Here is a 26,642-nt window from a genome sequence, read left to right on the forward strand (position 1 = left end):
TTGTTTGGATGGGGCGCATGACCACCACTGCAGCTGATCCAGCGCCCGCCCCCGGTTCCGGCAACACCCCCGGAGCGCCCTCGGGCACCGCGCCCGAGCCCACCGATGAAAATGTCTGGCTCGAGGAGATATACGGCGAGCAGCAGCTGGCCTGGGTGAAGGAACAGAATTCACGCACGGAAGACCTGCTAGAGGACGCCGAGTACGTGGAGCTCGAGGCCGGCATCCTTGAAGTACTGGATTCCACGGACCGGATTGCGATGGTGGGCAAGCGGGGCGACTGGTACTACAACTTCTGGAAGGACCGGCAGAACCCCAAGGGGCTGTGGCGCCGCACCACCTGGGACAGCTACTGCACGGACACACCGGACTGGGACGTCCTGCTGGACCTCGACGCCCTGTCCGCCGCGGAAGGCGAAGAATGGGTCTTCCACGGGGCCACTTTCCTCCGCCCTGTCCCGGGCCAGCCCTACCGGCTGGCGCTGCTGGCGCTGTCCCCGGACGGGGGCGACGCCAACCGCTACCGCGAATTCGACGTTGAATCGCGGACGTTCGTGGACCCAGCCCTGGGCGGCTTTGACCTGCCGACGGCGAAGGGCAACGTCTCGTGGCTGGACGCGGACACGCTGCTGGTCGCCTCCACTGCGGAAGGGCTTCCAAAAACGGCCTCCTCCTACGCCCGCACTGCCGTCACCCTTAAGCGCGGTATCCCTCTGGGTGGTGCGCCCCGGCTGTTCGAGGTGCCTGAGAACCACATGATGGCAGTGGTGGCCCACGACTCGACGCCGGGGTTCGAACGGACCTTCGCCGTTGACTACATCGACTTCTACAACCGGAGCAACGCTGTCCTGCAGGACGGTTCCTGGGTGGTGATCGACGTTCCCACCGACGTCAACGTCAGCGCCCACCGCGAATGGCTGCTGTTCCGCCCGCAGCAGGACTGGGCCCTCAACGGCTCCACGTATCCGGCGGGTTCACTCCTCGCCGCACCGTTTGAGGACTACCTGGCCGGTTCGAGGAAGGTTTCGGTGCTGTTCACCCCGGACGCCAGCACGTCATTGCAGTCGTGGAGCTGGACCCGGAACTTCCTGCTGCTTAACCTCCTCAAGGACGTGTCCTCCGAGATCCGCGTCCTGGACCCGTCCCGGCCGACCGGCGCCACGGACGGAGCCTGGGAATCCACTCTCCTTGATGCCTGTCCCCCGCTCCACGATGTCAACGCCTATGCCGTGGACGATGAAGACGAAATTGACGGCGCCGGGGACGACTTCTGGCTGGTAGCCACCGGCTTCACCACCCCCAGCACGCTGATGCGGGGCACACTGGAGCGCGCGGCGTCGGGGACACCCGGCGTGGTGAGCCGGCACGTGACAGTCAAGACGTCGCCGTCGTTCTTTGCCGATGACAACTATGAGGTGCAGCAGCATTTCGCCGTCTCCGACGACGGCACACGGGTGCCGTATTTTCAGGTCGCCTCCCGCGACCTCGCTCTGGACGGGCAAAACCCTACCCAGCTCTCCGGCTACGGCGGCTTCGAAGTTTCCCGTACCCCCGCGTACAGCGGCACGGTGGGCAGGGCGTGGCTGGAACGCCGCACGTCCACGTCCGCCGGCTCCAAGGGGGAGACACCGCACTCCCGTGGCGGGGTTTACGTGGTGGCGAACATCCGCGGCGGCGGCGAGTACGGGCCCGGATGGCACCGTGCGGCACTGCAGGAAAACCGGCACAAGGCGTACCAGGACTTCGCGGCCGTCGCCCGCCACCTCATCTCCCGCGGCGTTACCTCGCCGGAAAGGCTGGGCTGCGTCGGCGGGTCAAACGGCGGGCTGCTGGTGGGCAACATGCTGACGCAGTACCCCGAACTGTTTGGAGCGGTGTCCTGTGGCGTCCCGCTGCTGGACATGCGCCGTTACACCAAGCTGTCCGCCGGCCACTCGTGGATCGCCGAGTACGGGGACCCGGACGTCCCCGAACAGTGGGAGTACATCAGGACGTTCTCCCCGTACCACCTGCTCAGGGATGGGGTGGAATACCCGGAGACGTTCATCTGGACCGCCACCTCCGATGACAGGGTGGGCCCGGTGCAGGCCCGCAAGATGGCTGCCCGGATGCTCGCCATGGGCATCCCGAACGTATGGTTCCACGAAGCCCTGGAGGGCGGACACGCCGGAGCGTCGGACAACCGGCAGGCGGCTGCGCTGCAGGCCCGCAGCCAACATTTCCTGTGGAAGGCGCTGGCCGGAGGGATGCTGTAGCGGTGTCTCTCGTGGTCCGGCGGGCGGTACAGGCAGACGTGGGGCGCCTTGCGGAGGTTCACGCCCGCTGCTGGCAGGAGACGTACCGGGGCATGCTGTCCGAGCAGTTCCTGGCCGCACAGGGTCCGGAAGTCCGGCTGCCGCTCTGGCGCCATCTCCTGGAGGCAGCCGCGCCTGCGAATGCGTGGGTCGCCTGCGACGACGGCATCGTAGTTGGCTTCGCCGGCACCCGGCATCTGCCAGACAGCGCACCATTGCATGAAGCAGGGCCGCCTTCGTCCGGGGACCTGGAACTGTGGGGACTGTACCTGTTGGCATCGCACCAGGGGCTGGGCCTGGGGCGGCGTCTCCTGGAGGCAGCGTTGGGCAGCAATGCGGCCAGCCTTTGGGTGGCAGCCGGGAACCTGCGCGCGATCAGCTTCTACCGGCGCTTCGGATTCCAGCCCGACGGTGCCGCGGACGTTATCCCCGACTGGGAAAACGTTCGCGAAATCAGGATGGTGCGGCCGGCACAGGCTCCGCTCCTGTAGCCTGCGGGGGTGTCGTGGCACGCTTTGCGGGGTGGTGCGGCCCGTTTTGCACTGCGTGCCAGGTTCTGCGTATCCTTGGTGGGCTAGGAATAGCAATTGGAGACGTGCCAGAGCGGCCGAATGGGCTTCACTGCTAATGAAGTGTGGGGCACAACTCCACCGGGGGTTCAAATCCCCCCGTCTCCGCGTTTGGCCCCGGTCCTGTACCGGGGCCTTTTGCGTACCCGGGGAAGGCTGCTGGCTCCCGCCCCTGCTGCCCGGGCCTTCCCTTCCGTCCCGCGCACCTTTTCACTACAGGGCTGTCCGTCCGGGGTACGGACACGTGGGTCCGGCGACGCTGTGCCAGTGGAATGATGAACGAATGGCAGCAAACAATGCGGTGGATGAAGCCGGCAGCACCACGGCATGGAGTCCCCGCCTGGCGCTCCTGGTGGCCGCCACCTTCTTTATGGAGTTCCTCGACGGCACCATCCTCACCACCGCCATTCCCAACATTGCTGCCGACTTCCGGGTACCCGCCGCAGACGTGAACATCACCATGACGGCGTACCTGCTGACTGTTGCCATGGGCATACCGCTCAGCGGGTGGCTGGCCGAACGGTTTGGCGCCCGCCGGATCTTCTGCCTGGCCATCACGATCTTTACACTTGCTTCCCTGGCGTGTTCGATCAGCCCGGACCTTCCTGCGCTCACCCTCAGCAGGATCGTCCAAGGGGTTGGCGGTGCCATGATGGTTCCGGTTGGAACCCTCCTGGTACTGCGCGGTACGCCCAAGGCGGAGCTGCTCCGCGCCACAGCGTTCCTGGTGTGGCCCGGCCTGCTGGCCCCGGTCCTGGCACCGCTGGTGGGCGGTGCCCTCACCACCTACCTGTCCTGGCACTGGATTTTCCTGATCAACCTTCCCCTGGGTGTTGCGGCGCTGATTGCCGCCCTGCGGCTTGTGCCGGCGACGGCGGGCGACCAGCGGCGGCGGCTGGACTGGCCGGGGCTTTTCCTCACCACGCTCGGCGTGGGGGCCCTGGTGGTGGGCCTCGAACTGGCGAGCACCCACCCTGATACTCCCTGGGCGGCCGTGAGCGCAGGATCAGGCGCGGTTGCCGTGGCCGGTGCCGTGCTGTGGATGCGGCAGAGCCGCAATCCGCTTTTCGACCTCGGGGTCTTCAACACCCGCACATTCAGGGCCATGGCTACCGGCGGGTTCGCCTACCGGCTGACCATCAGCTCCGTCCCGTTCCTGCTGCCGCTGATGTTCCAGGCGGGGTTCGGCTGGACACCGCTGCACGCCGGCGCCATGGTGGCGGCCGTTTTCATCGGGAATATCGGCATCAAACCGGCCACCACACCCCTGATCCGACGCTTCGGCTTCAAAGCAATGCTCGTGTTCGCCTCAGTTGCTTCTGCAGCGACCTTCGCCCTGTGTGCCCTGCTCACGCCGGAGACCCCTGAGCCGCTGACCTTCGCCCTGCTCGTCGGCAGCGGCGCCTTCCGCTCCATTGGCTTCTCTGCCTACGCGTCCGTTCAGTACGCGGACATCGCGCCCGCACAGCTCACCTCGGCGAACACCGTCTCCGCCACCCTGGTCCAACTGGCCGCTGCTGCCGGCATCGCTGTGGGAGCCCTGCTGATCCGCCTGTTCGAAGGTCTCGGCACCTTTCCCCACGACGCTGCAGGACCCTTCCGCGGCGCTTTCCTTGCCATGGCAGTGCTGATGCTGGCGAGCACGGCCGACAGCTTGTTGCTGCCTCGCCATGCCGGCGCCGAAGTCAGCCGGCGCAGAGCCCAGCGGGTTTAGCTCTCCTGCTTGCGGGCCCTGCTTCTGGCAGTCCCCGCCGGGCCTGGGCTTTGTGCAGTTGTTCTTGAGCCCCGGCCCGAACTCAGCCTGCCTGCGCGAGGACCAGCGGGAGCACAGGCCCTGCCCCGGCCTGCTGAAGGGCCCGCCCGGCCACCGTCAGCGTCCACCGGCTGTCAGCCAGGTCATCGATCAGCATCACAGGCTTCCCTTGCACTGCGCCCAGCGCTGCTTGCAGTTCAGGACCCACCACAAGGCGGTCCCACACCCCCGCGAGGCGGTACGCGCTGTTGCCGCCACGGCCTCCCGTAGGACCACCGTGCCCCAACTGCATGGCTCCCAGGTAGGGAATGCGCCCGATGTCGGAGATCCCCCGGGCCAGGGAGCCCACCAACTCCGGTTTGCTCCGGGATGGAATGCTGACGATCGCGGCAGGCCGGCCGGCGCCGCTCCATCCGGGATTGCGGGCGTCTCCGGTCCCCCACTCCCGCAGTACCTGCACGCAGGCCTGGAGCATGGCCGGATCCACTGGGCGGTCTTCAGCTCCGGCTGCAAACAGTGAGCGCAAGGCACCACCCCAGCCGAGGTCGGTCAGCCTGGCAAGGACGCGCCCCTCGGCAAGGCCTTCGCCGGGCTTGAGCTTTCCCTTGACCGGCACGCCCAGGCGGTCCATGCCGCTGGGCCACTGGAGCCTGGCTTCGAGGACCCCACCCGCCCTGCTGAGGGTCTGGCCGGCGGCCTCGGTGGCTGTTTCTGCAATGTCCGCCCGGAACCAGCGCCCCGCGCAGTTGTCGCACCGGCCGCAGGGCTGCGCCGTCTCGTCGTCGAGGACAGAGGTGATGTACTCCATCCGGCACCCGGCAGTGTCCTGGTAGATCACCATTGAGTCCTGCTCATCAACGCGTGCTTCAGCAATCCGCCGGTACCGCTCGGCGTCGTAAATCCACGGCTGGCCGGTGGACCGCCAGCCGCCTCCCACCCGTTCCACGGCGCCGTCAACGGACAGGACTTTCAGCAGCAGTTCCAGCGGCGTGCGGCGGAGGTCAACCCGCGCTTCAAGGGCCACCGTGGAGAGCGCGGTGCCGGCTTCTGCCAGCGCCGTCAGGACCGACGCCGCCTTTTCTTCAGAGGGCATGGACGCTGTGGCGAAGTACTGCCAGATGTCGCGGTCCTCCGAACCCGGAAGCAACAGGACATCGGCATTGGCGGCGCCCCGGCCGGCACGGCCCACCTGCTGGTAGTAGGCCACCGGGGAAGACGGCGCCCCCAAATGGACGACAAAGCCCAGGTCGGGTTTGTCGAAGCCCATTCCCAGGGCTGAGGTGGCCACCAGCGCCTTGACCTGGTTGTCCTTGAGCAGCTGTTCGGCGCGTTCCCTGTCCGCGGGATCGGTGCGGCCGGTGTAGGCCAGCACGTCATGCCCGGCTTCGGCGAGGAGCCGGGCGGTGTCCTCCGCCGCAGACACGGTCAGGGTATAGATGATGCCGCTTCCGGGAAGATCAGCCAGATGTGTCAGGAGCCAGCCCAGGCGCTGCCTTGAGTCCGGCAATGACAGGACGCCCATCCGCAGCGAATCCCGCCCCAGGGAACCGCGGATGGTGAGGACCCCGTCCCCGAGCTGCTCCTCAATGTCATGCACCACGCGGGAGTTGGCTGTGGCCGTGGTGGCCAGCACCGGAACAGAATCCGGCAGCTGGGTGATCAGGTCCGCGATCCGCCGGTAATCGGGGCGGAAATCGTGGCCCCAGTCCGAAATGCAGTGTGCCTCGTCGATCACCAGCAGGCCGGTCCGCCGGATAAGTTCGGGCAGCTGGGTTTCCCGGAACGCCGGATTGGTCAGCCGCTCGGGGGAGACCAGCAGCACGTCCACTTGGTCCGCCGCGAGCTGTTCACGGACGGCGTCCCATTCCAGCTGGTTGGCTGAGTTGATGGCAACGGCACGCACCCCTGCCCGGGCAGCGGCAGCTACCTGGTCCCGCATCAGGGCAAGCAGCGGTGAAACGATAAGGGTGGGCCCGGCACCGCGGCGCCGCAGCAGCAGGGAGGCAACAAAGTAGACGGCCGATTTGCCCCAGCCGGTACGCTGGACCACCAAGGCCCGGCGTCCGCCGTCGACCAGCGCTTCGATGGCCTCAAACTGCCCCTCGTGGAAGACCGCCTCAGGGTGCCCGACGAGTTCGCGGAGCACCTCCAGTGCCTGATGATGGGTGGCAGAAGCGGAGGCAGGACCGGCTGGCGAATCTGCGGAGGCGGCAGGGAAACCGTCAAGATTTGGGGCTAAGTCAGAAATTGCTGTGGCGTGCTGGTTATCGACCATTGATTCAGTATCCCAGCCGCCCCCGACACCCGGCACCGGCCGCAGCCCTATGTGGAGAATCGGGAAAGACCGCCGCCCGGAAACCGCCGTCACATACCGCGCTCCCAGACCTCTCCTCCACAGCCGCTTTCGCCGTCCACGTAAGATGTAGCCCGTGACTAGCGAACAGACAACGACTTTTGACCTTTCGGCATCCTTCAAGGCGTACGACGTACGCGGCATTGTGGGCGAATCAATAACTGCCGAAATCGTCGAGGCCGTGGGGGCCGCGTTCGTGGACGTCCTGCAGCTTCAGGGCCAGACCATCCTGGTGGGCGGCGACATGCGCCCTTCCTCCCCCGAGTTCAGCAAAGCCTTTGCAAGCGGCGCCACCGCACGCGGAGCCCACGTCGAGCTCCTGGACCTTATTTCCACCGACGAGCTGTACTTTGCCTGCGGTTACCTGAACCGCGCCGGCGCCACCTTCACCGCCAGCCACAACCCCGCCGGCTACAACGGCATCAAGATGTCCAAGGCCGGAGCGGTGCCCATCTCCTCCGAAACCGGCCTCAAGGACATCCAGGCCCTGGCCGAGCAGTACCTGAACACCGGTTCCGTCCCTGCCGCCGAAAACCGCGGCTGGATCAGCGTCCGGGACGTGCTCAAGGACTACTCCGAGTACCTCCGCAAGCTTGTGGACCTCTCCGGCTCCCGCCCCTTGAAGGTGGTAGTGGACGCGGGCAACGGCATGGCCGGCCTCACCACCCCGGCAGTCCTGGGCGATGCGCTGCTTCCCAAGCTGCCCCTGGACATCGTTCCCCTGTACTTCGAACTCGACGGTTCCTTCCCCAACCACCCGGCCAACCCGTTGGAGCCGGAAAACCTCCGCGACCTGCAGGCGGCCGTCCTTCAGCACGGCGCCGACATCGGCCTGGCTTTCGACGGCGACGCCGACCGCTGCTTCGTCATTGACGAGAAGGGCGAACCGGTTTCGCCGTCGGCCATCACCGGGATGGTGGCGCGCCGCGAAATCGCTCGCGCCAAAGCGCAGGGCGAAGCTACTCCCACCATCATCCACAACCTCCTCACCTCCCGTGCAGTTGCCGAACTGGTTGAGCACGACGGCGGCCGTGCGGTCCGCACGCGCGTGGGCCACTCCTTCATCAAGGCAGTCATGGCGGAGGAAGGAGCGGTGTTCGGCGGAGAGCACTCAGCACACTTCTACTTCCGTGACTTCTGGAACGCTGATACGGGCATGCTCGCTGCGATGCACGTCCTGGCCGCCCTGGGTGAGCAAAACGGACCGCTTTCGGAACTGGGCCGCGAATACGAGCCCTACGTATCCTCGGGCGAGATCAACTCCGAGGTTGAGGACAAGGCCGCGGCAGTCGAGCGCGTGCGCCTCGCTTTTGCTGATGAAGACCTCACCATCGACGGGATGGACGGCAGCACCTTCACGGCCAATGACGGCAGCTACTGGTTCAACCTGCGCCCCTCCAACACCGAGCCCTTCCTGCGGCTCAACGCAGAGGCCACCGACCGCGCCACCATGGAGCGGGTCCGGGACCGCGTCCTCTCGATCGTCCGGGCATAGTCCACCCATGGCCGAGGACACGGATTTGAACTCCGGATCGGGCGCTGGCGGGCAGTCCTCCTGGCGGGACTCCGTACCGGATAGCACGGCGACCGACCTTGAAAACCTTTTGGGGACGGGTATCAGTGCCGCGCAGGAACAGCTTCAACGCAACGGCGGCTTCCTGCCGTTCGCGCTGACAGTGCAGAACGACGGTGAGGTACGCCTGGTCGCCGTTTCCCCAGCGGACGCGGAGGAAGGTTCCGACGGCGACTTTGACGCTGATGCCATGATCAGCGACCTCACGGCACTGCTGCGCCAGAACCGGGATGATTTCCGGGCAGCGGCAGTGGTGTGCGACATCCTGTTGGTGGAGGAGGACTCGGACGCCATCCATGTAGCCACCGAGCACCGCGACGGCCCGGTGTTCGCGGCCGTACTGCCGTACTCCGCCGACGCCGCCACCCGGACCTGGGAGTTCGGCGAGCTCGCAGCCGATGCCAGCGAGCCCGCCATCTGGGTGGACTAGACCGGCCGACGCCATGAAGATCAACGCTTTTGCTGACGTGAGCCTGCGGGCCCTGATGGTTCTGGCGGCCGCGCCCGGTGGCACCCTGCTTACCACGCAGAACATTGCCGACACCGTGGGCACCCCCTACAACCACGTCAGCAAAGCGATGGCAAAACTGCGGAACATGGGACTGATCGAGGTGGAGCGCGGCCGGACTGGCGGTTCCCGGCTGAGCCACGCCGGCCGGAATGCCACCGTCGGACAGATCCTGCGTCAATTGGATACCCGGTCCGACGCTGCAGAGTGCGTTGCCCCCAGCGGGAACTGCCCGCTCATCAGCGAATGCAAGCTCCGGTCCGCCCTGTCCCGGGCGCGTGAGGCGTTTTACCGCGAGCTCGACGGCGTGGTGATTGCCGATCTTCCTGCCTCCCGGCAGATGGCTCCGGTCTTCGAAATGATCGGACTGCGGCCGGGGCTCCAAGCGCCACTCCGGTAGTGCCATCCCCTGCGTTACGGACCTCCGCAAAGCCTTCCAAACAGGATTTGGATCCAATTTCTACAACCTGTAGAAATTGGATATGAATACAAGCAATGCGGGTATTCCATCCGGCCGACGAAGGCCCCGGTCACTACCTCAGGAGTTCCTATGCTCTCGGACAAATCCCGCCCTGTCATCGAGGCCACACTGCCCCTCGTCGGGTCACGCATCAGCGAAATCACACCTAGGTTTTACCAACGGTTGTTCGCCGCGCACCCGGAACTCCTGGACGGGCTGTTCAGCCGCTCAAACCAGCGCTCAGGCAACCAGCAGCAGGCATTGGCGGGCAGCATTGCAGCCTTTGCCACCCACCTCGTCAACAACCCGGGCACCCTCCCCGAGACTGTCCTTTCACGGATCGCCCACCGGCACGCGTCCCTGGGCATCACCGAGCCCCAGAACCAGGTGGTCTACGAGCACCTGTTCGCCGCGATCGCCGAAGACCTGGCCGGGGTCATCACGCCCTACATAGCTGAAGCCTGGACCGAGGTCTACTGGCTCATGGCCGATGCCCTGATCAGACTCGAGAAGGGGCTGTACGCGGGCCAGGCCAACGACAGGATGTGGATGCCGTGGCGGATCAGTACGAAGACTCCCGCCGGGGCCGGCTCCATGACCTTTACTCTTGAGCCCGCCGACGACACTCCCGTGACGCCGGCGCTCCCCGGCCAATACATCAGCGTCAAAGTGGTCCTGCCGGAAGGCCTCCGCCAGGTTCGCCAGTACTCCCTGTCCGCCGAGGCCGGGACCACCCGAAGTTTCACCACCAAACTGGACGACGGCGGCGAGGTCTCCCCAGTCCTTTACAACACTGTTCAGGTGGGCGACGTTTTGGAAATCTCAAACCCTTACGGTGAAATCACCCTCAAGGACGGCGATGGTCCCGTGGTCCTGGCATCCGCGGGCATCGGCTGCACCCCCACCGCCTCCATCCTGCGGTCCCTGGCAGAGTCAAGGTCCGTCCGGCAGGTGCTGGTGCTTCACGCGGAAAGCTCCCTGGACAGCTGGGCGCTGCGCAGCCAGATGACGGACGACGTCGAGCGCCTGGACCGGGCGGAGCTGCAGCTCTGGCTGGAGCGGCCGGAGGCAGGGGCCAGGACAGGATTTATGTCGCTGCGCGAAGTGGACCTTCCGGCCGGGGCGTCCCTGTACCTCTGCGGCCCGCTGCCGTTCATGAAGAACATCCGCAGCGAGGCAATCAACGCCGGCATCCCGGCCACCCGGATCCACTACGAGGTCTTCGGCCCGGACATCTGGCTTGCAGGCTAAATCCCCGCCGCGTCCCTAGCTTCGCTCCGCAAGGGAACCTCCGGCGGCGGAGGCCCTGTCAAGGAACGACGGCGGCCCCGCACCTTTCGCTGGAAAGGTGCGGGGCCGCCGTCGTACTCCAGGACGCCGTTGTCCTGATGCGGGCTCAGCCCAGGCGGGCCTTCAGGCCTTCGAGCTCGGACTTGAGCGCATCCGGCAGGGAATCGCCGAAGTTGGCGAACCATTCCTCGATGGAGGCCAGCTCCGCAGCCCACTCGGCGGGGTCCACCCTCACGGCCTCCTCTACCTGCGCGGGCGTCATGTCGAGGCCCTCGAGGTCGATGGAATCACCGGTGGGCACGAACCCGATGGGGGTTTCGACGGCGTCGGCCTTGCCTTCAAGGCGCTCAATAGCCCACTTGAGGACGCGGGCATTGTCGCCGAAGCCGGGCCACGCGAAGCCGCCCTCCGAGTTCCGGCGGAACCAGTTCACCAAGAAGATCTTGGGCAGGCGCTCCGGGTTTGCCTTGGCGGAAAGGTTGACCCAGTGGTTCAGGTAGTCGCCGGCGTCGTAGCCAATGAACGGCAGCATGGCCATGGGATCGCGGCGGACCACGCCCACGGCACCGGCTGCGGCGGCGGTGGTCTCCGAGGACAGGGTGGAGCCCATGAAGATGCCGTTGGTCCAGTCGCGGGCTTCGGTGACCAGCGGAATGGTGGTCTTGCGGCGTCCGCCGAACAGGATGGCGGAAAGTTCCACGCCGTTGGGGCTGTGGTACTCCTCGGCCAGCATGTCAATCTGGTCGATCGGAGTGCAGAAACGCGAATTCGGGTGCGCCGCAGGCTTGTCCGAATCCGGAGTCCACGAGTTGCCTTGCCAGTCGGTCAGGTGCGCAGGCACCTCGTCCGTCATGCCCTCCCACCAGACTCCGCCGTCGTCGGTGAGCGCAACGTTCGTGAAGATGCTGTTGCCCTTGGCGATGGCACGCATGGCATTGGGGTTGGTGCCCCAGCCCGTGCCGGGTGCCACGCCGAAGAGGCCCGCCTCGGGGTTGACGGCACGGAGTTCGCCTTGCTTGCCGAACCGCATCCAGGTGATGTCGTCACCCAGGGTCTCCACCTTCCACCCCTTGATGGTGGGATCGAGAAGGGCGAGGTTTGTCTTGCCGCAGGCGGAGGGGAAGGCCGCCGAGACGTAGTACGTCTTCTGCTCCGGGGAGGTCAGTTTGAGGATCAGCATGTGCTCGGCAAGCCAGCCCTCGTCGTGGGCCATGACCGAGGCGATGCGCAGGGCGTAGCACTTCTTGCCCAGCAGTGCGTTTCCGCCGTAACCGGAGCCGAAGGACCAGATGGAGCGCTCCTCGGGGAAGTGCACGATCCACTTGTCCGGGTTGCACGGCCACGGCACGTCAGCCTGGCCGGGCTCCAGCGGGGCGCCGAGGGAGTGGAGGGCCGGGACGTAGAAGGCGTTGGTCTCGGTGATGCGGTTCAGCACGTCGGTGCCGATGCGCGCCATGATGCGCATCGAGGCGACGACGTAGGCGCTGTCCGTGATCTCGACGCCGAACTTGGGGTCCTCAGCGTCGAGGTGGCCCATAACGAACGGGATGATGTACATGGTGCGGCCGCGCATGGAGCCGGCGAACAGGCCGCGCAGCTTCTCCTTCATCAGGTTCGGAGCCATCCAGTTGTTGGTGAAGCCGGCGTCGTGCTCCTTTTCGGAGCAGATGAAGGTCTGCTCTTCGACTCGGGCCACGTCAGCGGGGTCCGAGAAAGCGGCGAAGGAGTTGGGGAAAAGCTCCTGGTTCAACCGGGTCAGCGTTCCGGCCGCAACAAGTTCGTCGGTAAGACGGGTGTTTTCCTCTTCGGAGCCGTCCACCCAGTAGATGCGGTCCGGCTGCGTAAGCTCAGCAACCTCCTCGACCCATGCCAGCAGGCCGGCATGTGTGGTGGGTGCTTTCTCAAGCAGCGGCTTCTGCGCCAGATCGCCCATTTCGGTTCCCTTCCTCGGGTTCATCGGTGTGTGCTAAATGCTATGGTCCGGACCACTCGGGTTTTTGGGACGTATGCTGATCATCCGGCGCCCTCAAAATGTCTTTCCGCGGGAAATCAAGGAATTTTGAGCTCAAATCGTACAACAAAGTGACGAAGGTCACGTAGACCGGTCTAGTTGTCGAGATTACACGGCAGTCGATTTGGCATCACGGCCAACCCTCGCGTAAAGTAATTCGAGGTTCAGGGAGAGCGGTTCTTCTCCTGGGACACGAGATGCGCCCATAGCTCAGCTGGATAGAGCGTCTGTCTACGGAACAGAAGGTCAGGGGTTCGAATCCCTTTGGGCGCACAGAAGAAGATCCGCACCGGTTTACCGGTGCGGACCTTTTGCTTTCTGCCGAATGGTCTCCTGCGGTCACGTCCTTCCCAATGCAGTCGCCGGCCGGGGTCGCGGGCGTAGGCTTTCCCCATGATGCCCGAGGCGATTTTGCGTGAATGTGATGTTGTAGTTATCGGCGCAGGCGCCGTAGGGGAAAACGTGGCTGAGCGGGTGGTGCAGGGCGGCCTTACCGCCGTGCTGGTGGAAGCGGAACTGGTGGGCGGCGAATGCTCCTACTGGGCGTGCATGCCGTCAAAAGCCCTGCTCCGGCCCGGCACAGCCCTCCACGGAGCGCAGGCCTCCCCCGGAGCCAAGGAAGCAGTGACGCGGACCCTTAACGCCGCAGCCGTCTTGAAGCGCCGGGACTCCCTCACATCCAATTGGCAGGATGACGGACAGGTTAAGTGGGTAGAGGACACCGGCATCGAACTTCTTCGGGGCCATGCGTGGCTGACTGCGCCCGGGTCCGTTGAAGTGGCAGGGCTTGATGGCAACTCCTACCGGCTTCAGGCCCGCCATGCCGTGGTGCTTGCCACCGGCTCAGCACCCAACACTCCCCCTGTCGAGGGGCTCGAGGACGTGCAGGTGTGGGGCACCCGGGAGGCGACCTCAGCCAAGGAAGTGCCGCCACGGCTGGCGGTGCTGGGTGGCGGCGTGGCCGGCACCGAACTGGCCCAGGCCTACGCCCGGCTGGGCTCAAAAGTAACACTGGTGGCGCGCAGCGGCCTGCTCGGAAACTTCCCGCCGGAAGCAGCACGCCTGGTCGCGGCAGGACTGCGTGCAGACGGCGTCGAGATCCGGCTCAATACAGCTGCCGAAAGCATCAGCCAGAACGACGACGGGACGCTGAGGCTGCACCTCGGTAACGGTTCCAGCGTGACTGCCGAAAAAGTCCTCGTGGCCACAGGCCGGCATCCGGCCCTGGAGGGCCTGGGGCTGGAAAGCGTGGGGTTTGAACCGGATGAGTCAGGGCACCTGGTCCTCAAGACAGACAATTCCGGGCTGGTCAACGGAGCTCCCGGAGAGGAGCCCTGGCTCTATGCAGTGGGTGACGCCGCAGGAAAAAACCTTTATACCCACCAGGGCAAGTACGAGGCACGCGCCACAGGAGATGCCATCGCTGCGCGGGCGAAGGGTGAACTGAGCGGCACAGCGAGGGACTGGAGCCGCTTCGCACAGACTGCCAACGAGCATGCAGTACCCAGTGTCGTATTCACGGACCCGGAGCTGGCAGCCGTCGGCCGGACCCTGGAAACAGCACAACAGGAAGGCTACAACGCTTCCTCGGTGGAACTTCCCATCCAGGTGGCCGGCTCCTCACTGCACTCCGAAAATTACGAGGGGTGGGCACAGCTGGTGGTGGATGAGGACCGCAGGGTTCTCCTGGGCGCAACGTTCTGCGGACCGGACGTTGCGGAGCTCCTGCATGCGGCCACCATCGCCGTGGTGGGCGAAGTGCCATTGGAGCGCCTCTGGCATGCAGTGCCCTCTTACCCCACCATCAGTGAGGTATGGCTGCGGCTGCTGGAGAAGTACGGGCTGTAGGCGACGGCAGAGGTGCGAGCGTGCCGCTGGGCGGGCTGGCTGCACCGAGGGACCAAAGTGTTGCAGCCATTATGGTTGACTCGCGCGGCTACGAGTGGAAGTTGCCCCTCTTCGGGGATGATGGTGGTCATGCGTCACATGGGAAACAGCGGCAAGTTCGCGGTCATCGCCGGCATCGTGGCTGCCGGGCTGCTGATCCTGACGGGCATGACCCTGGCGGAGCCGGTGTTCATCGCTTTCCTTGGCGTCCTGAGCCTCGCCTGCGTCGCCTGCATTGCGGAAGTGCTCCGCCGCCGCCGCATCTTTATGCTCGTCGTCGCTGGTTTCTCCACCAGCCTCGCCATAGCGGGATCGCTTGCCTTCCTGAGCACCTGGGAAGCGGCCTTCGCCGGCCAGACCTCACTGTTCGGCACCCCACTGCCCACCTCAGACCCGGATAACTACTTCTTCCTGGCCGCGCTCTCGCTGCTGACAGCCCTGGCGGCACTGTTCGCGGGGGCCGTATGGCCGGGGCGGCGAGGCAGAGTGCAACACCCGGGCGCAGCCCGGGCCAGCGGCGCGCGAACCGCTTCCCGCGACAGCAACGCCGGCGGGCCGGCAGCACGGCAAACACGGCCTTTCCAGCCCCGGCGCCGTCCCGCGCCCAGGAAGTAGCCTGGCTCAGTGTGACCGCGGCACCTTGAACCTGGTGATCCGTGCGTCCTGCCCGTCCAGCTCCGCCCAGGACTTTTCAGTTTCGAGGACGGTAAGCGCGTTGGTGGGATACCTCGTGGCGGCGTCCATGTAGGCGTCGTGGTCAGAATCACGGGAGGCGAGGTGCATCGCAAGATCCTGCACGCCGGGCAGGTGCGCGATCAGCATAAGCGTGGTCACGGTATCCGGAACATGGTTGACCACCGTCAGCATACGGAGGGCCGAGGCGGCGTAAAGCCCGTCTTCGAGTTTGGGCGTGGGCGCCTTGTCCCCCAGTTCGGAGCACACCCAGGTGCAGGTCTGGCGGGTCCGCAGGGCGCTGGAGCACAAGATGAAGTCGGGCACGATGTTGTGCTTAAGCAACCAACGCCCGGCAAGCGGCGCCTCCCGGTGGCCCCGCTCCTCCAGGGGACGGTCGTGATCCGCCACACCGCCGGGCCAGTCCGCCTTGGCGTGCCGCATGATCACAAGGCGTCGAAGATGGTGCTGGCTCATGGCCCAAGCTTAATGCCCGCCCCGGCAGGGGCGACCAACGCTCTGAGGGGCTAGATCGAGTATTCCGGAGCGGCCCAGACGATAACCTCGGGGTGCTCGTAGAACCGGTAGCCCTGGCCGCGCACCGTGCGAACGGTGTTGGCGAGGCGGCCAAGCTTCGAGCGGAGGCGGCGGATGTGGACGTCGATGGTGCGCTCGTTAGGGACTTCTTCGGCGTTCCGCCACAGGCCTTCAAGCAGTTCGTCACGGCCCACGGTGCGGGTTCCGTTTTCCACAAGGTAGTTGAGGAGCTCAAACTCCTTGAACGTCAGGTTCAGGGATTCACCATCAAGGTGTACTTCGCGGCGGGCCAGGTCGATGAGGACGCCTGAGGGGCGCGGTTCCTGGGGCTGCTGGGGCCGCGGGGTTTCCGTGCGCTGCCGGGTGTTAACCGTGGGGTCACCGAACGTGGAGCGGACGACGTCGAGCGCTGACCCGGGGGCGCCGGCCGGGGCTACGGCAACAGCGGCGTAGCTTTCGGCTCCGGTTACCAGGGACTGGGCGTAGGCGCGGATTTCCTGGGCAAGCTTGGCGATGGAGGTGCCCGCGGCGGCCGCAGTTTCCTCATCAATTCCCATGTACAGAACGAATCCGCGGGCAACGTTCTCATTGGCTACCGGGCGGACCGGGGCGGGGCCGGCCACTACGGGAGTGGGAGCCGTCACCGGCGCGGAGTCAGCCGGCGGAACGGCGCGGAGTTGGCCATAGGAGTTGGGATTGAAGCCCTGGGGGCCATAGCCCGCGCCGGGAAAGCTGCTTCCCGAAGTTGCGGGAGCGAGCGACGTGCGCGGTCCGAAACCGGGGCGGAGGCCGGAAGGCTGGCCACCTTTGGCGGCGTTACGGACAGAAATGTGGACGTATCCGGATGCAACTGACATGGATTGCTTACCTCAATGTGAATGGCCGTCATCGCGGCTCGAATGCTGGGTTCCCCGCATGGACTGCGGGGAGGGACGCCCGACGCTGGGCTGGGGGCGTATGCCTACTAACTTCGAGGGGTGGGAAGATCAGGCGTACATTCGACAACAGCGCATGTCGGCAGCAGCGGATGTGCTGGGCCAATGTTCTGCGGCTGCAGGTGCTGTTGAGTTCTTGTTCACAATGGAAGTGTGCAGCGTAACAATGCTAACTTGCAAGTAACAATGGACCGCTTCGTCCGGATAGTGAGACAAAAGCGCTTAACGTGTCGCAGATCACGATTCTGGCTGATGGTCAGATTGCTGATCATTATCCCGTTTGACGCTCCTCCTGAAGGTGCCAGCGCAACTTAATTCGGCGAACAGCGCGCACAAGTTCGCTTTCTTCATGCGTCTTCAAATTGCCGGAATCGCCTTCCTTTCGTCGCTCACTGTCCAGTAGCGGCCACCAGTAGCCCGGGAAATCGGCCGAAGCACGTGACGAATTTGGGCGGCCTGGCCCGCTTTCACCTCAAGCGGCGGCAGCGCAGCCTGCCATCCCTGACTCCTCAACCGACACCGCGGCTCGGGGTAACAGGGGCATAACGCACGAAGTCAGCTCAATAGCGAAAACGCCATTTCTCCGGTTGCTGCTTCGACAAGGCGACGCGCCGTCGTCGTGATCTCTGTTACCAAGTTGTGACTTACGGTCTGGTTCCTGTACCGTCGATAGGGTGCGGTTCGGGCGTTCGGGCCGCATATCCGGATGACGCCAAGCTCTGCCACTTCCCGGATTCCTCTTGAACATAGGCAGAGGCGGGGGACCCACCGTCCCGGGCACTGATTGCCCTTGGGGTTAAGCCAGCACGTGAACTTTCCGTAAGGCCGGATGCCCTCATCCGAACCCGACAGCTAACTCCGCAGGTGTGAGAGGCGATTCATCATGTTCAAATTCCTGGCACAGCCACGTCCGAAAATTGAGTCTGCACCGCAGGCCGGGCCTGAAACTGGCAAAATCCCTTCGTTCGGCAAGCGCGCGGCAGTGATTGCCGCGTCATGCGCACTCCTTATTGGAGTTGGAGCTGCAGGACAAGCTACCGAAACCAGCATCCGCGCAGCTGCCACCGAAACACAGGCGGTTGAGGCGCAGTCCAACCTCAGCATCGAAAAGAGCGAGATCACGGCGAATCCCGCGCCGGAGTCGGCAGCCCCGGCCCTGCCGGAAATCAACGTTGTACCGCAGGCGGCCGAGCCTGCACCGGCACCCGAACCTGCACCGGCACCGGCTCCCGAGCCGGCACCGGCACCCGCTCCCGAGCCCGCACCGGCGGCCGCCCCCGAGCCTGCCCCCGTCGTCGCGGTCAATGATCCCGCCGGCGCCCAGGCCTATGCGGCCGGCCAGCTTGGCAACTACGGCTGGGCTCCTGACCAGATGCAGTGCCTGGTTACTCTGTGGATCAAGGAATCGGACTGGACCACCACGGCCACCAACCCGAGCAGCGGCGCCTACGGCATTGTCCAGTCCCTGCCGGCCGAAAAGATGGCCAGCGCAGGCGCGGACTACCTCACCAACTACCGCACACAGATCAACTGGGGCCTGAACTACATTCAGGAGCGCTACCAGTCCCCGTGCGGCGCGTTGAACTTCCACTTGTCCAACAACTGGTACTAAACGCCCGGGATATCAAGAACCTGTCAGCCGTGCGGCCCGCACCTTCTGAAGGTGCGGGCCGCGCGGCATACTGTCATTCATGAGGTTTACCACCACGATCCAGGGCAGCGGAAACAAGACCGGCATCGAGGTTCCCGGGGATGTTGTTTCGGAGCTCGGGGCCGGCAAGCGGGCGCCTGTGGTGGTCACCATCAACGGCAAGAGCTACCGCAGCAGCATTGCCGTGATGGGCGGGCAAATCCTGGTCTCACTGAGTGCGGCCAACAGGGAGTTTGTTGGCGTTGCCGCAGGAGACACTGTGGAGGTGGACCTGGAACTCGACACCCAGCCCCGGGAAGTGGAGATGCCCGAGGACCTTGCGTCCGCACTGGCTGCCGAGCCCGCCGCCCAGGAGTTCTATGCCACCCTGAACTACAGTGCCCAGCGCCGGTACGTTGATCCGTTGGGTGAAGCCAAGACCCCCGAAACCCGGCAGCGACGCATCGCCAAGGCAGTGGCGGACCTCAAAGCCGGCAAAAAATAACGTCCGCCGCTTTTGTGTCCTCTGCCATTTCCTGCCCGCGTGCCTGCGCCCCCGTGAAGGTTAGGCGTCGCGGCCGGGGATGTACTGCACCGCCCACCTGTTGCCGTCCGGGTCGGCGAAGTACACAAAGTGGCCCCAGTCCTGCACGTCCACGTCGCTGACGTCCACTCCGTTGCCCTTCAGGTGTTGGTGGGCGGATTGCATGTCGTTCACCACGAGCTGGAGGTTGGAGCCGGTGCCCGGAGGGGCGTCCGTGAGCCCGTTACCAATGCAGATTGAGCACGCAGAGCCCGGCGGTGTCAGCTGGACAAAGCGGATGGAGTCAGTTGGCCGTTCGTCGAAGTCGGCATTGAACCCCACCTTGTTAACGTAGAAATCCTTCGCGCGGTCTACGTCTGATACAGGGACATACACAAGTTCCAGTTTCCAGTCCATCCGCACAGGCTAGCGGCGGCACAAGGAATGGAAAAGGCTTGAGGACTACCCTGCAATACCGTAGAGGCGGTCCCCCGCGTCCCCGAGCCCGGGCACGATGTACGACTTCTCGTTGAGCTTTTCGTCGATGGAGGCAAGGACGATCGTCACGTTTGCGTCCGCGAGTTCCTCCTCGAGCTTGGCCAGGCCTTCCGGAGCGGCCAGGAGGCAGATGCATGTCACATCCGATGCTCCGCGCTTGAAGAGGAACTTGATGGCTTCGCGCAAGGTTCCGCCGGTGGCGAGCATCGGATCCAGGACGAAGATCTGCCGGTCAGTGAGGTCCTCGGGGAGTCGCTCGGCGTAGGTGATGATGTCCAGGGTTTCTTCGTCACGTGCCATGCCCAGGAAGCCGACCTCTGCGGTGGGAACGAGTTTGGTCATGCCCTCCAGCATCCCCAGCCCGGCGCGCAGGATGGGGACCACCAACGGGGTGGGTTTGGTGAACGCGGTGCCCACAGTGGTGCTGACCGGTGTTTCGATGGTGACGGGCTCGGTGCGGACCTCGCGCGTGGCCTCGTATGCAAGGAGTGTCACAAGCTCCTCCGTCAACTGCCGGAAGACCGGGGACGGCGTGTTCTTGTCCCGCAGGACGGTGAGCTTGTGGGCGACCAGCGGGTGGTCAACAACGAGAGTGCGCATGGGTCAAAACTATCACCCGGCTGCTGGTGCCCCTCGGCTCTCAGCCTCCCGCGCCCGTCCGCGAGGAGCCGTCGCTCCCCCGCAAGGAGCCGCCGTCGCTCCTGCGCAAGGTGCCGCCGTCGTTTCCTTGCGGGGCGGTGCCGTTATTCCTTCCGGAGGTGCCCGCGTTGCTGGGGAGCGGGTCCTCGCTGTGCTCCTCGCGAAGAACCGGATGCTCAAAATCCGGGGCGGGGCCGGCGTGCTCGCGCTTCCGCACGAGGTGGAACAGCCGATGGGCGAGGATCACCATGCAGACCCAGGCAAGCCCCAGGAACCATCCCGCCATGACGTCGGTCATCCAGTGGTGCCCCAGGAAAACCCTGCTCAGGCCCATGGCGATGATGAAGAGAACCCCGGCAGTGATGGCGGTTATCCGGGCCCAGAGGGCCTGGAACTGAAGGCACATAATGTACACCAAAACGCCAATAACCACAGTGGTATTCAATGTGTGGCCGCTGGGAAACGACGGGGACGATTCGAAGGGCGGCACGGCCTCGGAATGATCCGGCCGGGTCCTGCCGACAAGACGCTTACCCATGGTGGTGGCCGTGGTGGAAACAAGGGCGGCACCGCCCACCAGGACGATGGGACGCCAGGTCCGGCTCAGGAAGGTCAACCAGGCCGTGAGAATGGTCGCGACGATCGGCATGCCAATGCCGCCGCCCACATTGGTGAAGGCTGTAGCGAAGGCGTTGACGTCGGGGTTCCGCAGGGATTGGGAATACTCCAGCGCCGGAATATCGAGGCCCGCCAACCCTTCCTCGTCCACCACATCCGAGTAGACCTCGGCTCCCAGCAGGGCCATGGCGAGCACCAGCGCGCCACCGACGATCATGGTTAACCAGAGGGCGGCGTAAGGCTTGATCCACTTGTCCACGCGTTTCCGGACTCTGCTCACGTTGCCTCCCGGCGGCGTACCTGACGGGTTCTGGGTATCCTTCGAAACTATCATTGAGCCATGGTCTCCGGGGAAAAGAATCACGACGTGTGGATGGGCCTTGCCCTGGCGGAGGCGCGCCGTGCCCTTGCCACAGAAGACGTGCCGATCGGGGCCGTAGTACTAGGGCCCGACGGCGCAGTGCTGGGTTCCGGACGGAACCAGCGGGAGGAGCTGGGAGACCCTACCGCCCACGCCGAAGTAGTTGCCATCCGGGAGGCTGCGGCGCGGCTGCGCGAGCTTTCAAAGGCTGACGGCGTGAGCGGAGACGGATGGCGGTTGTCCGATTGCACGCTGGTGGTGACGCTGGAGCCGTGCGCCATGTGCGCCGGTGCCATTGTCCTGGCGCGGATACCCAGGGTGGTTTTTGGGGCGTGGGACCAGAAAGCCGGAGCCGCGGGCTCGGTGTTCGACGTTTTGCGGGAGCGTCGGCTGAATCACTGGGTTGAGGTTTACGCAGGGGTCCGTGAGGACGAGTGCGGCGGGTTGTTGCGGAACTTCTTCGCGGGGCACCGCACCCGTTTATAGCTGCTGCCGAGTACATGCGGCACTGCTACCTTTCACCCCCGAAGCATGTCCAGCACTTGCGCGGCTGTCTGTCCCAGCCGGGTAAACGGCCCCTCGTCTCCACCGCTGCGGAGCGCCAGGTGCTCCTGGTTTCGCTGTCCAGCAGCCAGCGCCGCAGGACCCCGGCCAGCACGTCCGGGTTTTCCGGATCGCCGTTTTGTGGGAACTGCACGGCCGTACCGGGGAAGCGGATGCTTTCGCCGTCGACCGGGGCGGCAAAGGTGAGGGCTTCCACAGCACCTGTTCCCGCGCGTATCACTACGGGAATCCCGTGCGGCAGCGATTCCGTGACCACCATACCGAAGGCCTCAGCCTCGGAAACCAGGACGCTCAGGTCGGCCCTGTTCCATTCCTCTTCCAACGCCTGGCCCCGCAGCTCACCTGCTACGCGCACCCGCCGCAGGAGCGCGGCCACGGTGACAATGTGCGGCGGGACGGATCCCTCCGAGCGGGGCGCGGAACCGGTCCCGGGAAGTGCGATGCGCAGTCCCTGTGAGCCATGGCGTGCTGCAAGGACGTCGGCTGCCCAGCTGCTGGTACACACAATGCCCGAAGCCGCCCGCAGCGACCGTGCCTCCAGCTCGTGGTGCGCAGGTGCCGGCATGTGCACCAGCACCCAGGTCTCGCGCCGGGCGTTGGCGGCAAACTCCAGCTCGTCCGGGGCGCCCATTGCGATCAGTCCGTCCAGAATCGTCACGACTGATGGTTGGTCCTCCGGCGCCCAGGCGCTGAGTAAAGTGCCCAGCCGCCGTCGTTCTTCCGGGGTGGACTCCGGCCAGGAACCCTCCACAGGCAGCACCTCCACCTCCGCGCCCAGCCTTCGCAGCCCCTCAACGAGCCGGGCGTTATAGACATTGCCACCGGAGTTGTGGCGGATGTTGGCTGGTACGAGGAGCCGGATGGGGCGCACGGGCTAAGCGTTCAGTTCCATCGAACAGGTTGCCCAGGCCTCCGGGTTCTCCCGGAGCGTGACGTCGATGCCGGCGAGTTGGCGGCCGTCGTCGTCCTCCTTCAGCTTGCCCGCAACGGACTGGGCGATGTACTCAGCCAGCGCTTCGGTGGTGCTGAGCCTGCCTTCAAAGTCCGGGTGCTCGTCCAGGTTGCGGTAATTCAGGCCGGACAGCACCTCCTCGATGATGGTTCCCGCGGCACCGATGTCCAGCACGATGGCGTCATTGTTGAGCGTCCGACGGCGGAAGGTCACCTCAGCGACAAACGTTGCCCCGTGCATGGCCTGGGCGGGGCCGAAGGCCTCCCGGGGAAGACTGTGGGCGATCATAAAGTGGCGGCGTACGGTCAGGCTGAACATGGGCTACCTCTGGTCTTCGTGGGTTGGGTCCTGGAGATTTCGCTCTTGTGGGTATTCGATGACGTGGCACAGCGCATCCAAGGTCCCTTGGGCGAGGCCCCGCACTACATCCGGCAAATCGGAAAACGTTGAAGAGCCGGTAATGAAGGCATCGAACGCTGGATCTGCGAGGAGTGAGACGGCCAGGTCAAGGCGGTCCGCGTTGGTCCTGCGGTGGCGCCGGGCCCGTGCCACAACTCCCACCTGGCTCGCCCGGATGGACAGCCGGCGTGCGTGGAAGTCCTCGCCCAGAGGCAGCGTGACCTCCCGGTTGGCGTACCACGACATTTCAATGACGTCGCCCTCATCACCCGCCAGCTGGAGGCTGCGTTCGAGGCCCTCCTGGGAGGCGGAGCAGTGGAACACTATGTCGCAGTCCGTGAGTGCGTCATCCGGGTGGATGAATTCGACTCCCAGAGTGTCTGCCAACTGTCGCCGGTTGGGGTCCAGGTCAACGAGCTGCAGCCGCTGCAGCGGGAAGGTCCTCAACAAGGTGGCGACCATCCCGCCTACCAGGCCCGCACCCACCACGGCTACCCGGTCCCCCAGCCGCGGACCTGCCTCCCAGAGGGCATTGATAGCCGTTTCCACCGTTCCTGTGAGCACAGCGCGCCGGGAAGGAACGCTGTCCGGAATTTTAGTCAGGGCATCCAGCTCCACTACATACAGGTCCTGGTGCGGATTCAGGCAGAACACGCGCTGGCCCAACCACTCAGCCGGCCCCTCTTCTACGACGCCTACGGACAGGTAGCCGAACTTCACAGGACCTGGGAACTCGCCTTCCTGATGCGGCGCCCGCATTTCCTCGGCCACCCGGGGCGGAACCGAGCCGTGGTGGACCACCATCTCAGTGCCCTTGCTGATACCCGAGTAGAGGGCGCGGACCAGCACTTGGCCGGGACCCGGCTGCGGCAGCTCCTCGGAACGGAGTTCGCCGTGCTCCCTTGCTGTGGTCCAGTAGGCGGTTGCATGTAAGGGCGTCCGTGAATTAGTCATCGTGCTGATGAATCTAGCGGCCCGGGTGCTCGGGCGAAAGTTTGCGGCTTAGTTGGGGGCTGTGGCGCCGTGGATTACCCTCACTTAGCCCAGTCACTTGCGAAAGGTCAGCGGGCACGTTGAGGTTCGCGGCCCCGGCTGTCTCCGGCCAGTGTGGTGGTTCCCGGTCCTGGTGTTCGCTTTTGTAGTGCCGCTGCTGGGTGATACCCAGCCGGGCGGTGGGCAACGCCGCATCAGCAACCCGCTCCAACGGATCATTTTCGAACCCACCAACGGAGACTGGTTTACCCGCAAGGCTCCCGCCACCCAACGCAGCCATCAAAGCCCGGACAGCAGCCCTAAGCGACTCCTCCGCCTGCCCCACTGCCGGGTTCATGTCCATACCTCCATCATCACGAGGGGGTACGACAACACAGGGCCCCATAGCCGGTCCGCTCCAGAGAACTATCCGAGCACCCAATGGGGACCCGGGCAACGGGCTAACCTGACGGCATCTGCATGGCAAAACCCGCTCAGGCAATTCCGTTTTGGGGATGTGCGCCTCGCTCCGGTACCCTATTGAGGTTGGTGACGTGTCCGAGCGGCCGAAGGTGCAACACTCGAAATGTTGTTTGGTGTAAAAGCCAACGTGGGTTCAAATCCCACCGTCACCGCCACGTAGCGAGGCCCCTACTTCCCTTTTTTTACAAGGGAAGCAGGGGCCTTTGCTTTGCCTGGACCCGACTCATTGGCAAAGAATTGGCAAACCTCATCTACGGTGCGCCCTGCCTGCCGACGATTTTCGCGTCGGCCTGATGAGTACTTGAACCGGATCATCATGGGCTAGGTCATACCCCGTCGAATACAGGTGCACCTCTCCCGACGGCACTGTCGAGTTGACCTTCGATAGCTCGAAATACGGCAGGATGAAGGATGCTGCGCTCCACATCGACGACCAGGATGTGCCTCTCCAATGCATCAACGGCGGCTTCTGGACCGACGGGAAGATGTTCTGCATGCCGAATTCAGCCACTCCAAAGCCGACCGGTAGCTAGGGTGAAGCGGTGACTGTGCAGATCGAAAATCTACTGGCTTCGTTGAATGAGGAACTCCGGCTTGCCAAGGAGCAGCGCTCCACCGGCGCGTCTGACCTGTCACTTCAGTCCGTGGTCAGCTTGCTTCAGCGAGGTGACACGCTGGCAGCCTCGGGCCAGTGGGCAAACGCCAAAGAGGTTTTTGATGCTGCGGCACGACAGGTATCGGACTCCTGGTCCTTCAGCTCAAGACTGGGTGTCGAAGTTCTGGAATTTATACGAGCAGCCGCGGGTGGAGCTTTAACCAGGGCTGCAGGTCAAGGGCCGCCGCGGCCGGGCCATCGACCAGGTTTAAGCCCACCGCATGCTCCTGCTGCGCGGCGGCGATAACCTCGGCTGCCGGGCATCCCTCCGGCTGCAAGAGGTGTTCACCGCGGACGACCCTACCGGCGCCCTTGGTGAAATCGACACCCCACCCGACGGGGACACCGCCGGCCGACCCCAGCAATCGTCTCCGCAGTTCATGCCGGGAACCGCGGACAGCTTGTGAACTGCCAGAAGGTTGCATCGAACGAGGTCGATGCAACCTTCAGGATGTGCTGCTGCGTGTCATCGAGGATCGAAGCGCTGTCCTTCGGCCTTGGACGGCATCAACGCCAGAATGAAAACAACCAGACCGCCAACAAAGGGAACAAGCCCAATGAACGCAAACGGCCCTGCCAGGTTTGCATCATGCAGGCGCCGCCAGAGCAGCGACAGCTGAGGCACCAGGAGCGCCAAACCCAGAACAACGACGAGAATGAGACCAACCACCATCAGACCGCCAGTAGGCGCGTTCACAACCCCAGGAGCGCCCTCATAGAACACTTCCTGCCCCGTGGCCGGATCGAAACCCATTGACTGCACAATAGGGTTCTGCTGGGCCCAGACAGTGCTGGCCACGATCCCCACCGTCATGGCGACGTACGGCACCAACATCACCAGGAAAACAAAAAGCTGACTCCACCAGAACTCACTCCGCGAGGCGCGACCCGCGAACTTCGCATACTTTGCAAAGAACCGCTTTACCGACGGACCAAACGAGGCGCCGTAAAGCGGCGCACCCAGCCCAACTGAATTTGAAACCTCCGAAGGGCCTCCACCTACACCATCAACAACCTTCATATCCATATAACTTCATTCCTTCCTACGAACCACTTCTTGAAAATAACAAGTACAAGGATGCTCCGGATCAAAATCTTAAATTTCCCAGCAACCGCAATGAACTGGCATCCAAAGGCTAAACATCAGGTGAGACTCTGAACGAATCGCCTCTCGATATGCGAATGCCTTTTGCCTTTCTTGCGTCTTGGCAAATCCGGCGTTTTTCCGCCACGCAGTAAGAAACAATATTCCCGATACGCCTATCACTCAGGAAGATGGCCGCCAGCACGGAGAATCCCCTCGGCAAAAATCCACGCACCAATGACGCTCAAACTCACGAATCTAGACAGAGGATTTGAGCGGGACGCGCCCGGACTTGGTCCTGGGATTCTTTTTAGGGCGTCGGACTGTCCTCGTTATGCCAAGAATCGACACGAGGACAGGCAGTATGGCAATCTGCATTGGCAATGCCACGGCCCGAGCATCAACCCACAGCGAGCGCGCAC

General features: G+C 64.5%; 23 protein-coding genes, 3 tRNA genes and 1 riboswitch. Of the genes, 15 read left to right on the top strand and 11 right to left on the bottom strand.

Features of this window, described 5'->3' with window-relative positions; all coding sequences use genetic code 11:
- Positions 1-17: 17 nt before the first annotated feature.
- The 4 genes from AC5RT4_RS12265 (at position 18) to AC5RT4_RS12280 (ending at position 4,577) form a co-directional block, all read left to right on the top strand.
- Positions 18-2,255 carry a prolyl oligopeptidase family serine peptidase gene (locus AC5RT4_RS12265; protein ID WP_494105902.1) on the top strand — a complete coding sequence of 746 codons (2,238 nt, stop codon included), beginning with the start codon at positions 18-20 and terminating at the stop codon, positions 2,253-2,255.
- Between the two features lie 2 nt (positions 2,256-2,257).
- On the top strand, positions 2,258-2,785 hold the full coding sequence (locus AC5RT4_RS12270; RefSeq protein WP_494105903.1) for a GNAT family N-acetyltransferase: 528 nt from the start codon (positions 2,258-2,260) through the stop codon (positions 2,783-2,785).
- A gap of 98 nt (positions 2,786-2,883) precedes the next feature.
- Positions 2,884-2,971 (top strand) — tRNA-Ser (locus AC5RT4_RS12275).
- 175 nt (positions 2,972-3,146) lie between these two features.
- Positions 3,147-4,577, top strand: coding sequence for an MFS transporter (locus tag AC5RT4_RS12280; protein WP_494105904.1), 1,431 nt, complete (start codon positions 3,147-3,149; stop codon positions 4,575-4,577).
- Positions 4,578-4,659: 82 nt separating this feature from the next.
- Here AC5RT4_RS12280 and AC5RT4_RS12285 read toward each other — a convergent pair whose 3' ends face one another.
- Complete coding sequence (locus tag AC5RT4_RS12285; protein ID WP_494105905.1) at positions 4,660-6,891, bottom strand: RecQ family ATP-dependent DNA helicase; 2,232 nt, start codon at positions 6,889-6,891, stop codon at positions 4,660-4,662.
- A 154-nt stretch (positions 6,892-7,045) separates the two neighbouring features.
- Here AC5RT4_RS12285 and AC5RT4_RS12290 point away from each other — a divergent pair, with 154 nt between their 5' ends.
- The 4 genes from AC5RT4_RS12290 to AC5RT4_RS12305 all read left to right on the top strand — a co-directional run bounded on the left by AC5RT4_RS12290 (position 7,046) and on the right by AC5RT4_RS12305 (position 10,761).
- Positions 7,046-8,464 carry a phosphomannomutase/phosphoglucomutase gene (locus AC5RT4_RS12290; RefSeq protein WP_494105906.1) on the top strand — a complete coding sequence of 473 codons (1,419 nt, stop codon included), beginning with the start codon at positions 7,046-7,048 and terminating at the stop codon, positions 8,462-8,464.
- Between the two features lie 7 nt (positions 8,465-8,471).
- Positions 8,472-8,972 (top strand): hypothetical protein, encoded by a 501-nt coding sequence (locus AC5RT4_RS12295; protein WP_494040728.1) that lies wholly within the window; start codon positions 8,472-8,474, stop codon positions 8,970-8,972.
- 13 nt (positions 8,973-8,985) lie between these two features.
- On the top strand, positions 8,986-9,450 hold the full coding sequence (locus AC5RT4_RS12300) for an RrF2 family transcriptional regulator (RefSeq protein WP_494105907.1): 465 nt from the start codon (positions 8,986-8,988) through the stop codon (positions 9,448-9,450).
- A 150-nt stretch (positions 9,451-9,600) separates the two neighbouring features.
- Entirely contained in the window at positions 9,601-10,761 is a 1,161-nt protein-coding gene (locus AC5RT4_RS12305; RefSeq protein ID WP_494105908.1) for a globin domain-containing protein, read from the top strand.
- 145 nt (positions 10,762-10,906) lie between these two features.
- Here AC5RT4_RS12305 and AC5RT4_RS12310 read toward each other — a convergent pair whose 3' ends face one another.
- Entirely contained in the window at positions 10,907-12,733 is a 1,827-nt protein-coding gene (locus AC5RT4_RS12310; protein WP_494105909.1) for a phosphoenolpyruvate carboxykinase (GTP), read from the bottom strand.
- A 277-nt stretch (positions 12,734-13,010) separates the two neighbouring features.
- Here AC5RT4_RS12310 and AC5RT4_RS12315 point away from each other — a divergent pair.
- The 3 genes from AC5RT4_RS12315 to AC5RT4_RS12325 all read left to right on the top strand — a co-directional run bounded on the left by AC5RT4_RS12315 (position 13,011) and on the right by AC5RT4_RS12325 (position 15,313).
- Positions 13,011-13,084 (top strand) — tRNA-Arg (locus AC5RT4_RS12315).
- A 120-nt stretch (positions 13,085-13,204) separates the two neighbouring features.
- Positions 13,205-14,659, top strand: a complete 1,455-nt coding sequence (locus AC5RT4_RS12320; protein ID WP_494105910.1) for a dihydrolipoyl dehydrogenase family protein — start codon at positions 13,205-13,207, stop codon at positions 14,657-14,659.
- A 129-nt stretch (positions 14,660-14,788) separates the two neighbouring features.
- A complete protein-coding gene (locus tag AC5RT4_RS12325; RefSeq protein ID WP_494105911.1) occupies positions 14,789-15,313 on the top strand; it encodes a hypothetical protein in 525 nt (174 codons plus the stop codon).
- A 6-nt stretch (positions 15,314-15,319) separates the two neighbouring features.
- Here AC5RT4_RS12325 and AC5RT4_RS12330 read toward each other — a convergent pair whose 3' ends face one another.
- Positions 15,320-15,847 carry a SixA phosphatase family protein gene (locus AC5RT4_RS12330; RefSeq protein WP_494040724.1) on the bottom strand — a complete coding sequence of 176 codons (528 nt, stop codon included), beginning with the start codon at positions 15,845-15,847 and terminating at the stop codon, positions 15,320-15,322.
- A gap of 50 nt (positions 15,848-15,897) precedes the next feature.
- The gene (locus AC5RT4_RS12335; protein WP_494105912.1) at positions 15,898-16,764 is read right to left on the bottom strand and encodes a winged helix-turn-helix domain-containing protein; all 867 of its coding nucleotides are present in this window, start codon (positions 16,762-16,764) and stop codon (positions 15,898-15,900) included.
- 795 nt (positions 16,765-17,559) lie between these two features.
- Positions 17,560-17,720, top strand: a riboswitch (cyclic di-AMP (ydaO/yuaA leader).
- 5 nt (positions 17,721-17,725) lie between these two features.
- Here AC5RT4_RS12335 and AC5RT4_RS12340 point away from each other — a divergent pair.
- Together AC5RT4_RS12340 and AC5RT4_RS12345 are read left to right on the top strand one after the other, a co-directional pair.
- Positions 17,726-18,454 carry an aggregation-promoting factor C-terminal-like domain-containing protein gene (locus AC5RT4_RS12340; RefSeq protein ID WP_494040722.1) on the top strand — a complete coding sequence of 243 codons (729 nt, stop codon included), beginning with the start codon at positions 17,726-17,728 and terminating at the stop codon, positions 18,452-18,454.
- A 79-nt stretch (positions 18,455-18,533) separates the two neighbouring features.
- Positions 18,534-18,977, top strand: a complete 444-nt coding sequence (locus tag AC5RT4_RS12345) for a YdeI/OmpD-associated family protein (RefSeq protein ID WP_494105913.1) — start codon at positions 18,534-18,536, stop codon at positions 18,975-18,977.
- Between the two features lie 60 nt (positions 18,978-19,037).
- On the opposite strand, the gene AC5RT4_RS12350 is transcribed toward AC5RT4_RS12345, so the two are convergent.
- The 3 genes from AC5RT4_RS12350 to AC5RT4_RS12360 are packed head-to-tail and all read right to left on the bottom strand — an operon-like array spanning position 19,038 to position 21,030.
- Positions 19,038-19,412, bottom strand: a complete 375-nt coding sequence (locus AC5RT4_RS12350; RefSeq protein ID WP_494105914.1) for a glyoxalase superfamily protein — start codon at positions 19,410-19,412, stop codon at positions 19,038-19,040.
- Between the two features lie 45 nt (positions 19,413-19,457).
- Complete coding sequence (gene upp / locus AC5RT4_RS12355) at positions 19,458-20,093, bottom strand: uracil phosphoribosyltransferase (RefSeq protein WP_494040719.1); 636 nt, start codon at positions 20,091-20,093, stop codon at positions 19,458-19,460.
- A gap of 40 nt (positions 20,094-20,133) precedes the next feature.
- A complete protein-coding gene (locus tag AC5RT4_RS12360; RefSeq protein ID WP_494040718.1) occupies positions 20,134-21,030 on the bottom strand; it encodes a phosphatase PAP2 family protein in 897 nt (298 codons plus the stop codon).
- A gap of 60 nt (positions 21,031-21,090) precedes the next feature.
- Between AC5RT4_RS12360 and AC5RT4_RS12365 the strand changes: the two genes are divergently transcribed.
- Entirely contained in the window at positions 21,091-21,597 is a 507-nt protein-coding gene (locus AC5RT4_RS12365) for a nucleoside deaminase (RefSeq protein ID WP_494040717.1), read from the top strand.
- Positions 21,598-21,622: 25 nt separating this feature from the next.
- On the opposite strand, the gene AC5RT4_RS12370 is transcribed toward AC5RT4_RS12365, so the two are convergent.
- Genes AC5RT4_RS12370 through AC5RT4_RS12380 form a run of 3 tightly spaced genes read right to left on the bottom strand, consistent with a single transcriptional unit; the run spans position 21,623 to position 23,980 of the window.
- A complete protein-coding gene (locus AC5RT4_RS12370; RefSeq protein WP_494105915.1) occupies positions 21,623-22,546 on the bottom strand; it encodes a glycosyltransferase in 924 nt (307 codons plus the stop codon).
- Positions 22,547-22,549: 3 nt separating this feature from the next.
- A complete protein-coding gene (locus AC5RT4_RS12375; RefSeq protein WP_494105916.1) occupies positions 22,550-22,945 on the bottom strand; it encodes a 6-pyruvoyl trahydropterin synthase family protein in 396 nt (131 codons plus the stop codon).
- Positions 22,946-22,948: 3 nt separating this feature from the next.
- Entirely contained in the window at positions 22,949-23,980 is a 1,032-nt protein-coding gene (locus tag AC5RT4_RS12380) for a zinc-dependent alcohol dehydrogenase (RefSeq protein WP_494105917.1), read from the bottom strand.
- Positions 23,981-24,546: 566 nt separating this feature from the next.
- Here AC5RT4_RS12380 and AC5RT4_RS12385 point away from each other — a divergent pair.
- A tRNA-Ser gene (locus AC5RT4_RS12385) sits at positions 24,547-24,636 on the top strand.
- A gap of 966 nt (positions 24,637-25,602) precedes the next feature.
- Here the strand turns inward: AC5RT4_RS12385 and AC5RT4_RS12390 are convergent.
- Complete coding sequence (locus AC5RT4_RS12390; RefSeq protein ID WP_494105918.1) at positions 25,603-26,163, bottom strand: DUF805 domain-containing protein; 561 nt, start codon at positions 26,161-26,163, stop codon at positions 25,603-25,605.
- Between the last annotated feature and the right edge of the window lie 479 nt (positions 26,164-26,642).

It is taken from the genome of Arthrobacter sp. sptzw42 (assembly GCF_059089685.1).

Bases quoted from the DNA above. Each gene is read 5' to 3' on its own strand.
- upp (WP_494040719.1), bottom strand. From the start codon at position 20,093: ATGCGCACTCTCGTTGTTGACCACCCGCTGGTCGCCCACAAGCTCACC.
- AC5RT4_RS12285 (WP_494105905.1), bottom strand. From the start codon at position 6,891: ATGGTCGATAACCAGCACGCCACAGCAATTTCTGACTTAGCCCCAAAT.
- AC5RT4_RS12295 (WP_494040728.1), top strand. From the start codon at position 8,472: ATGGCCGAGGACACGGATTTGAACTCCGGATCGGGCGCTGGCGGGCAG.
- AC5RT4_RS12345 (WP_494105913.1), top strand. From the start codon at position 18,534: ATGAGGTTTACCACCACGATCCAGGGCAGCGGAAACAAGACCGGCATC.
- AC5RT4_RS12365 (WP_494040717.1), top strand. From the start codon at position 21,091: ATGGTCTCCGGGGAAAAGAATCACGACGTGTGGATGGGCCTTGCCCTG.
- AC5RT4_RS12375 (WP_494105916.1), bottom strand. From the start codon at position 22,945: ATGTTCAGCCTGACCGTACGCCGCCACTTTATGATCGCCCACAGTCTT.
- AC5RT4_RS12320 (WP_494105910.1), top strand. From the start codon at position 13,205: ATGATGCCCGAGGCGATTTTGCGTGAATGTGATGTTGTAGTTATCGGC.
- AC5RT4_RS12305 (WP_494105908.1), top strand. From the start codon at position 9,601: ATGCTCTCGGACAAATCCCGCCCTGTCATCGAGGCCACACTGCCCCTC.
- AC5RT4_RS12280 (WP_494105904.1), top strand. From the start codon at position 3,147: ATGGCAGCAAACAATGCGGTGGATGAAGCCGGCAGCACCACGGCATGG.
- AC5RT4_RS12330 (WP_494040724.1), bottom strand. From the start codon at position 15,847: ATGAGCCAGCACCATCTTCGACGCCTTGTGATCATGCGGCACGCCAAG.
- AC5RT4_RS12265 (WP_494105902.1), top strand. From the start codon at position 18: ATGACCACCACTGCAGCTGATCCAGCGCCCGCCCCCGGTTCCGGCAAC.
- AC5RT4_RS12335 (WP_494105912.1), bottom strand. From the start codon at position 16,764: ATGTCAGTTGCATCCGGATACGTCCACATTTCTGTCCGTAACGCCGCC.
- AC5RT4_RS12350 (WP_494105914.1), bottom strand. From the start codon at position 19,412: ATGGACTGGAAACTGGAACTTGTGTATGTCCCTGTATCAGACGTAGAC.
- AC5RT4_RS12340 (WP_494040722.1), top strand. From the start codon at position 17,726: ATGTTCAAATTCCTGGCACAGCCACGTCCGAAAATTGAGTCTGCACCG.
- AC5RT4_RS12380 (WP_494105917.1), bottom strand. From the start codon at position 23,980: ATGACTAATTCACGGACGCCCTTACATGCAACCGCCTACTGGACCACA.
- AC5RT4_RS12390 (WP_494105918.1), bottom strand. From the start codon at position 26,163: ATGGATATGAAGGTTGTTGATGGTGTAGGTGGAGGCCCTTCGGAGGTT.
- AC5RT4_RS12325 (WP_494105911.1), top strand. From the start codon at position 14,789: ATGCGTCACATGGGAAACAGCGGCAAGTTCGCGGTCATCGCCGGCATC.
- AC5RT4_RS12300 (WP_494105907.1), top strand. From the start codon at position 8,986: ATGAAGATCAACGCTTTTGCTGACGTGAGCCTGCGGGCCCTGATGGTT.
- AC5RT4_RS12310 (WP_494105909.1), bottom strand. From the start codon at position 12,733: ATGGGCGATCTGGCGCAGAAGCCGCTGCTTGAGAAAGCACCCACCACA.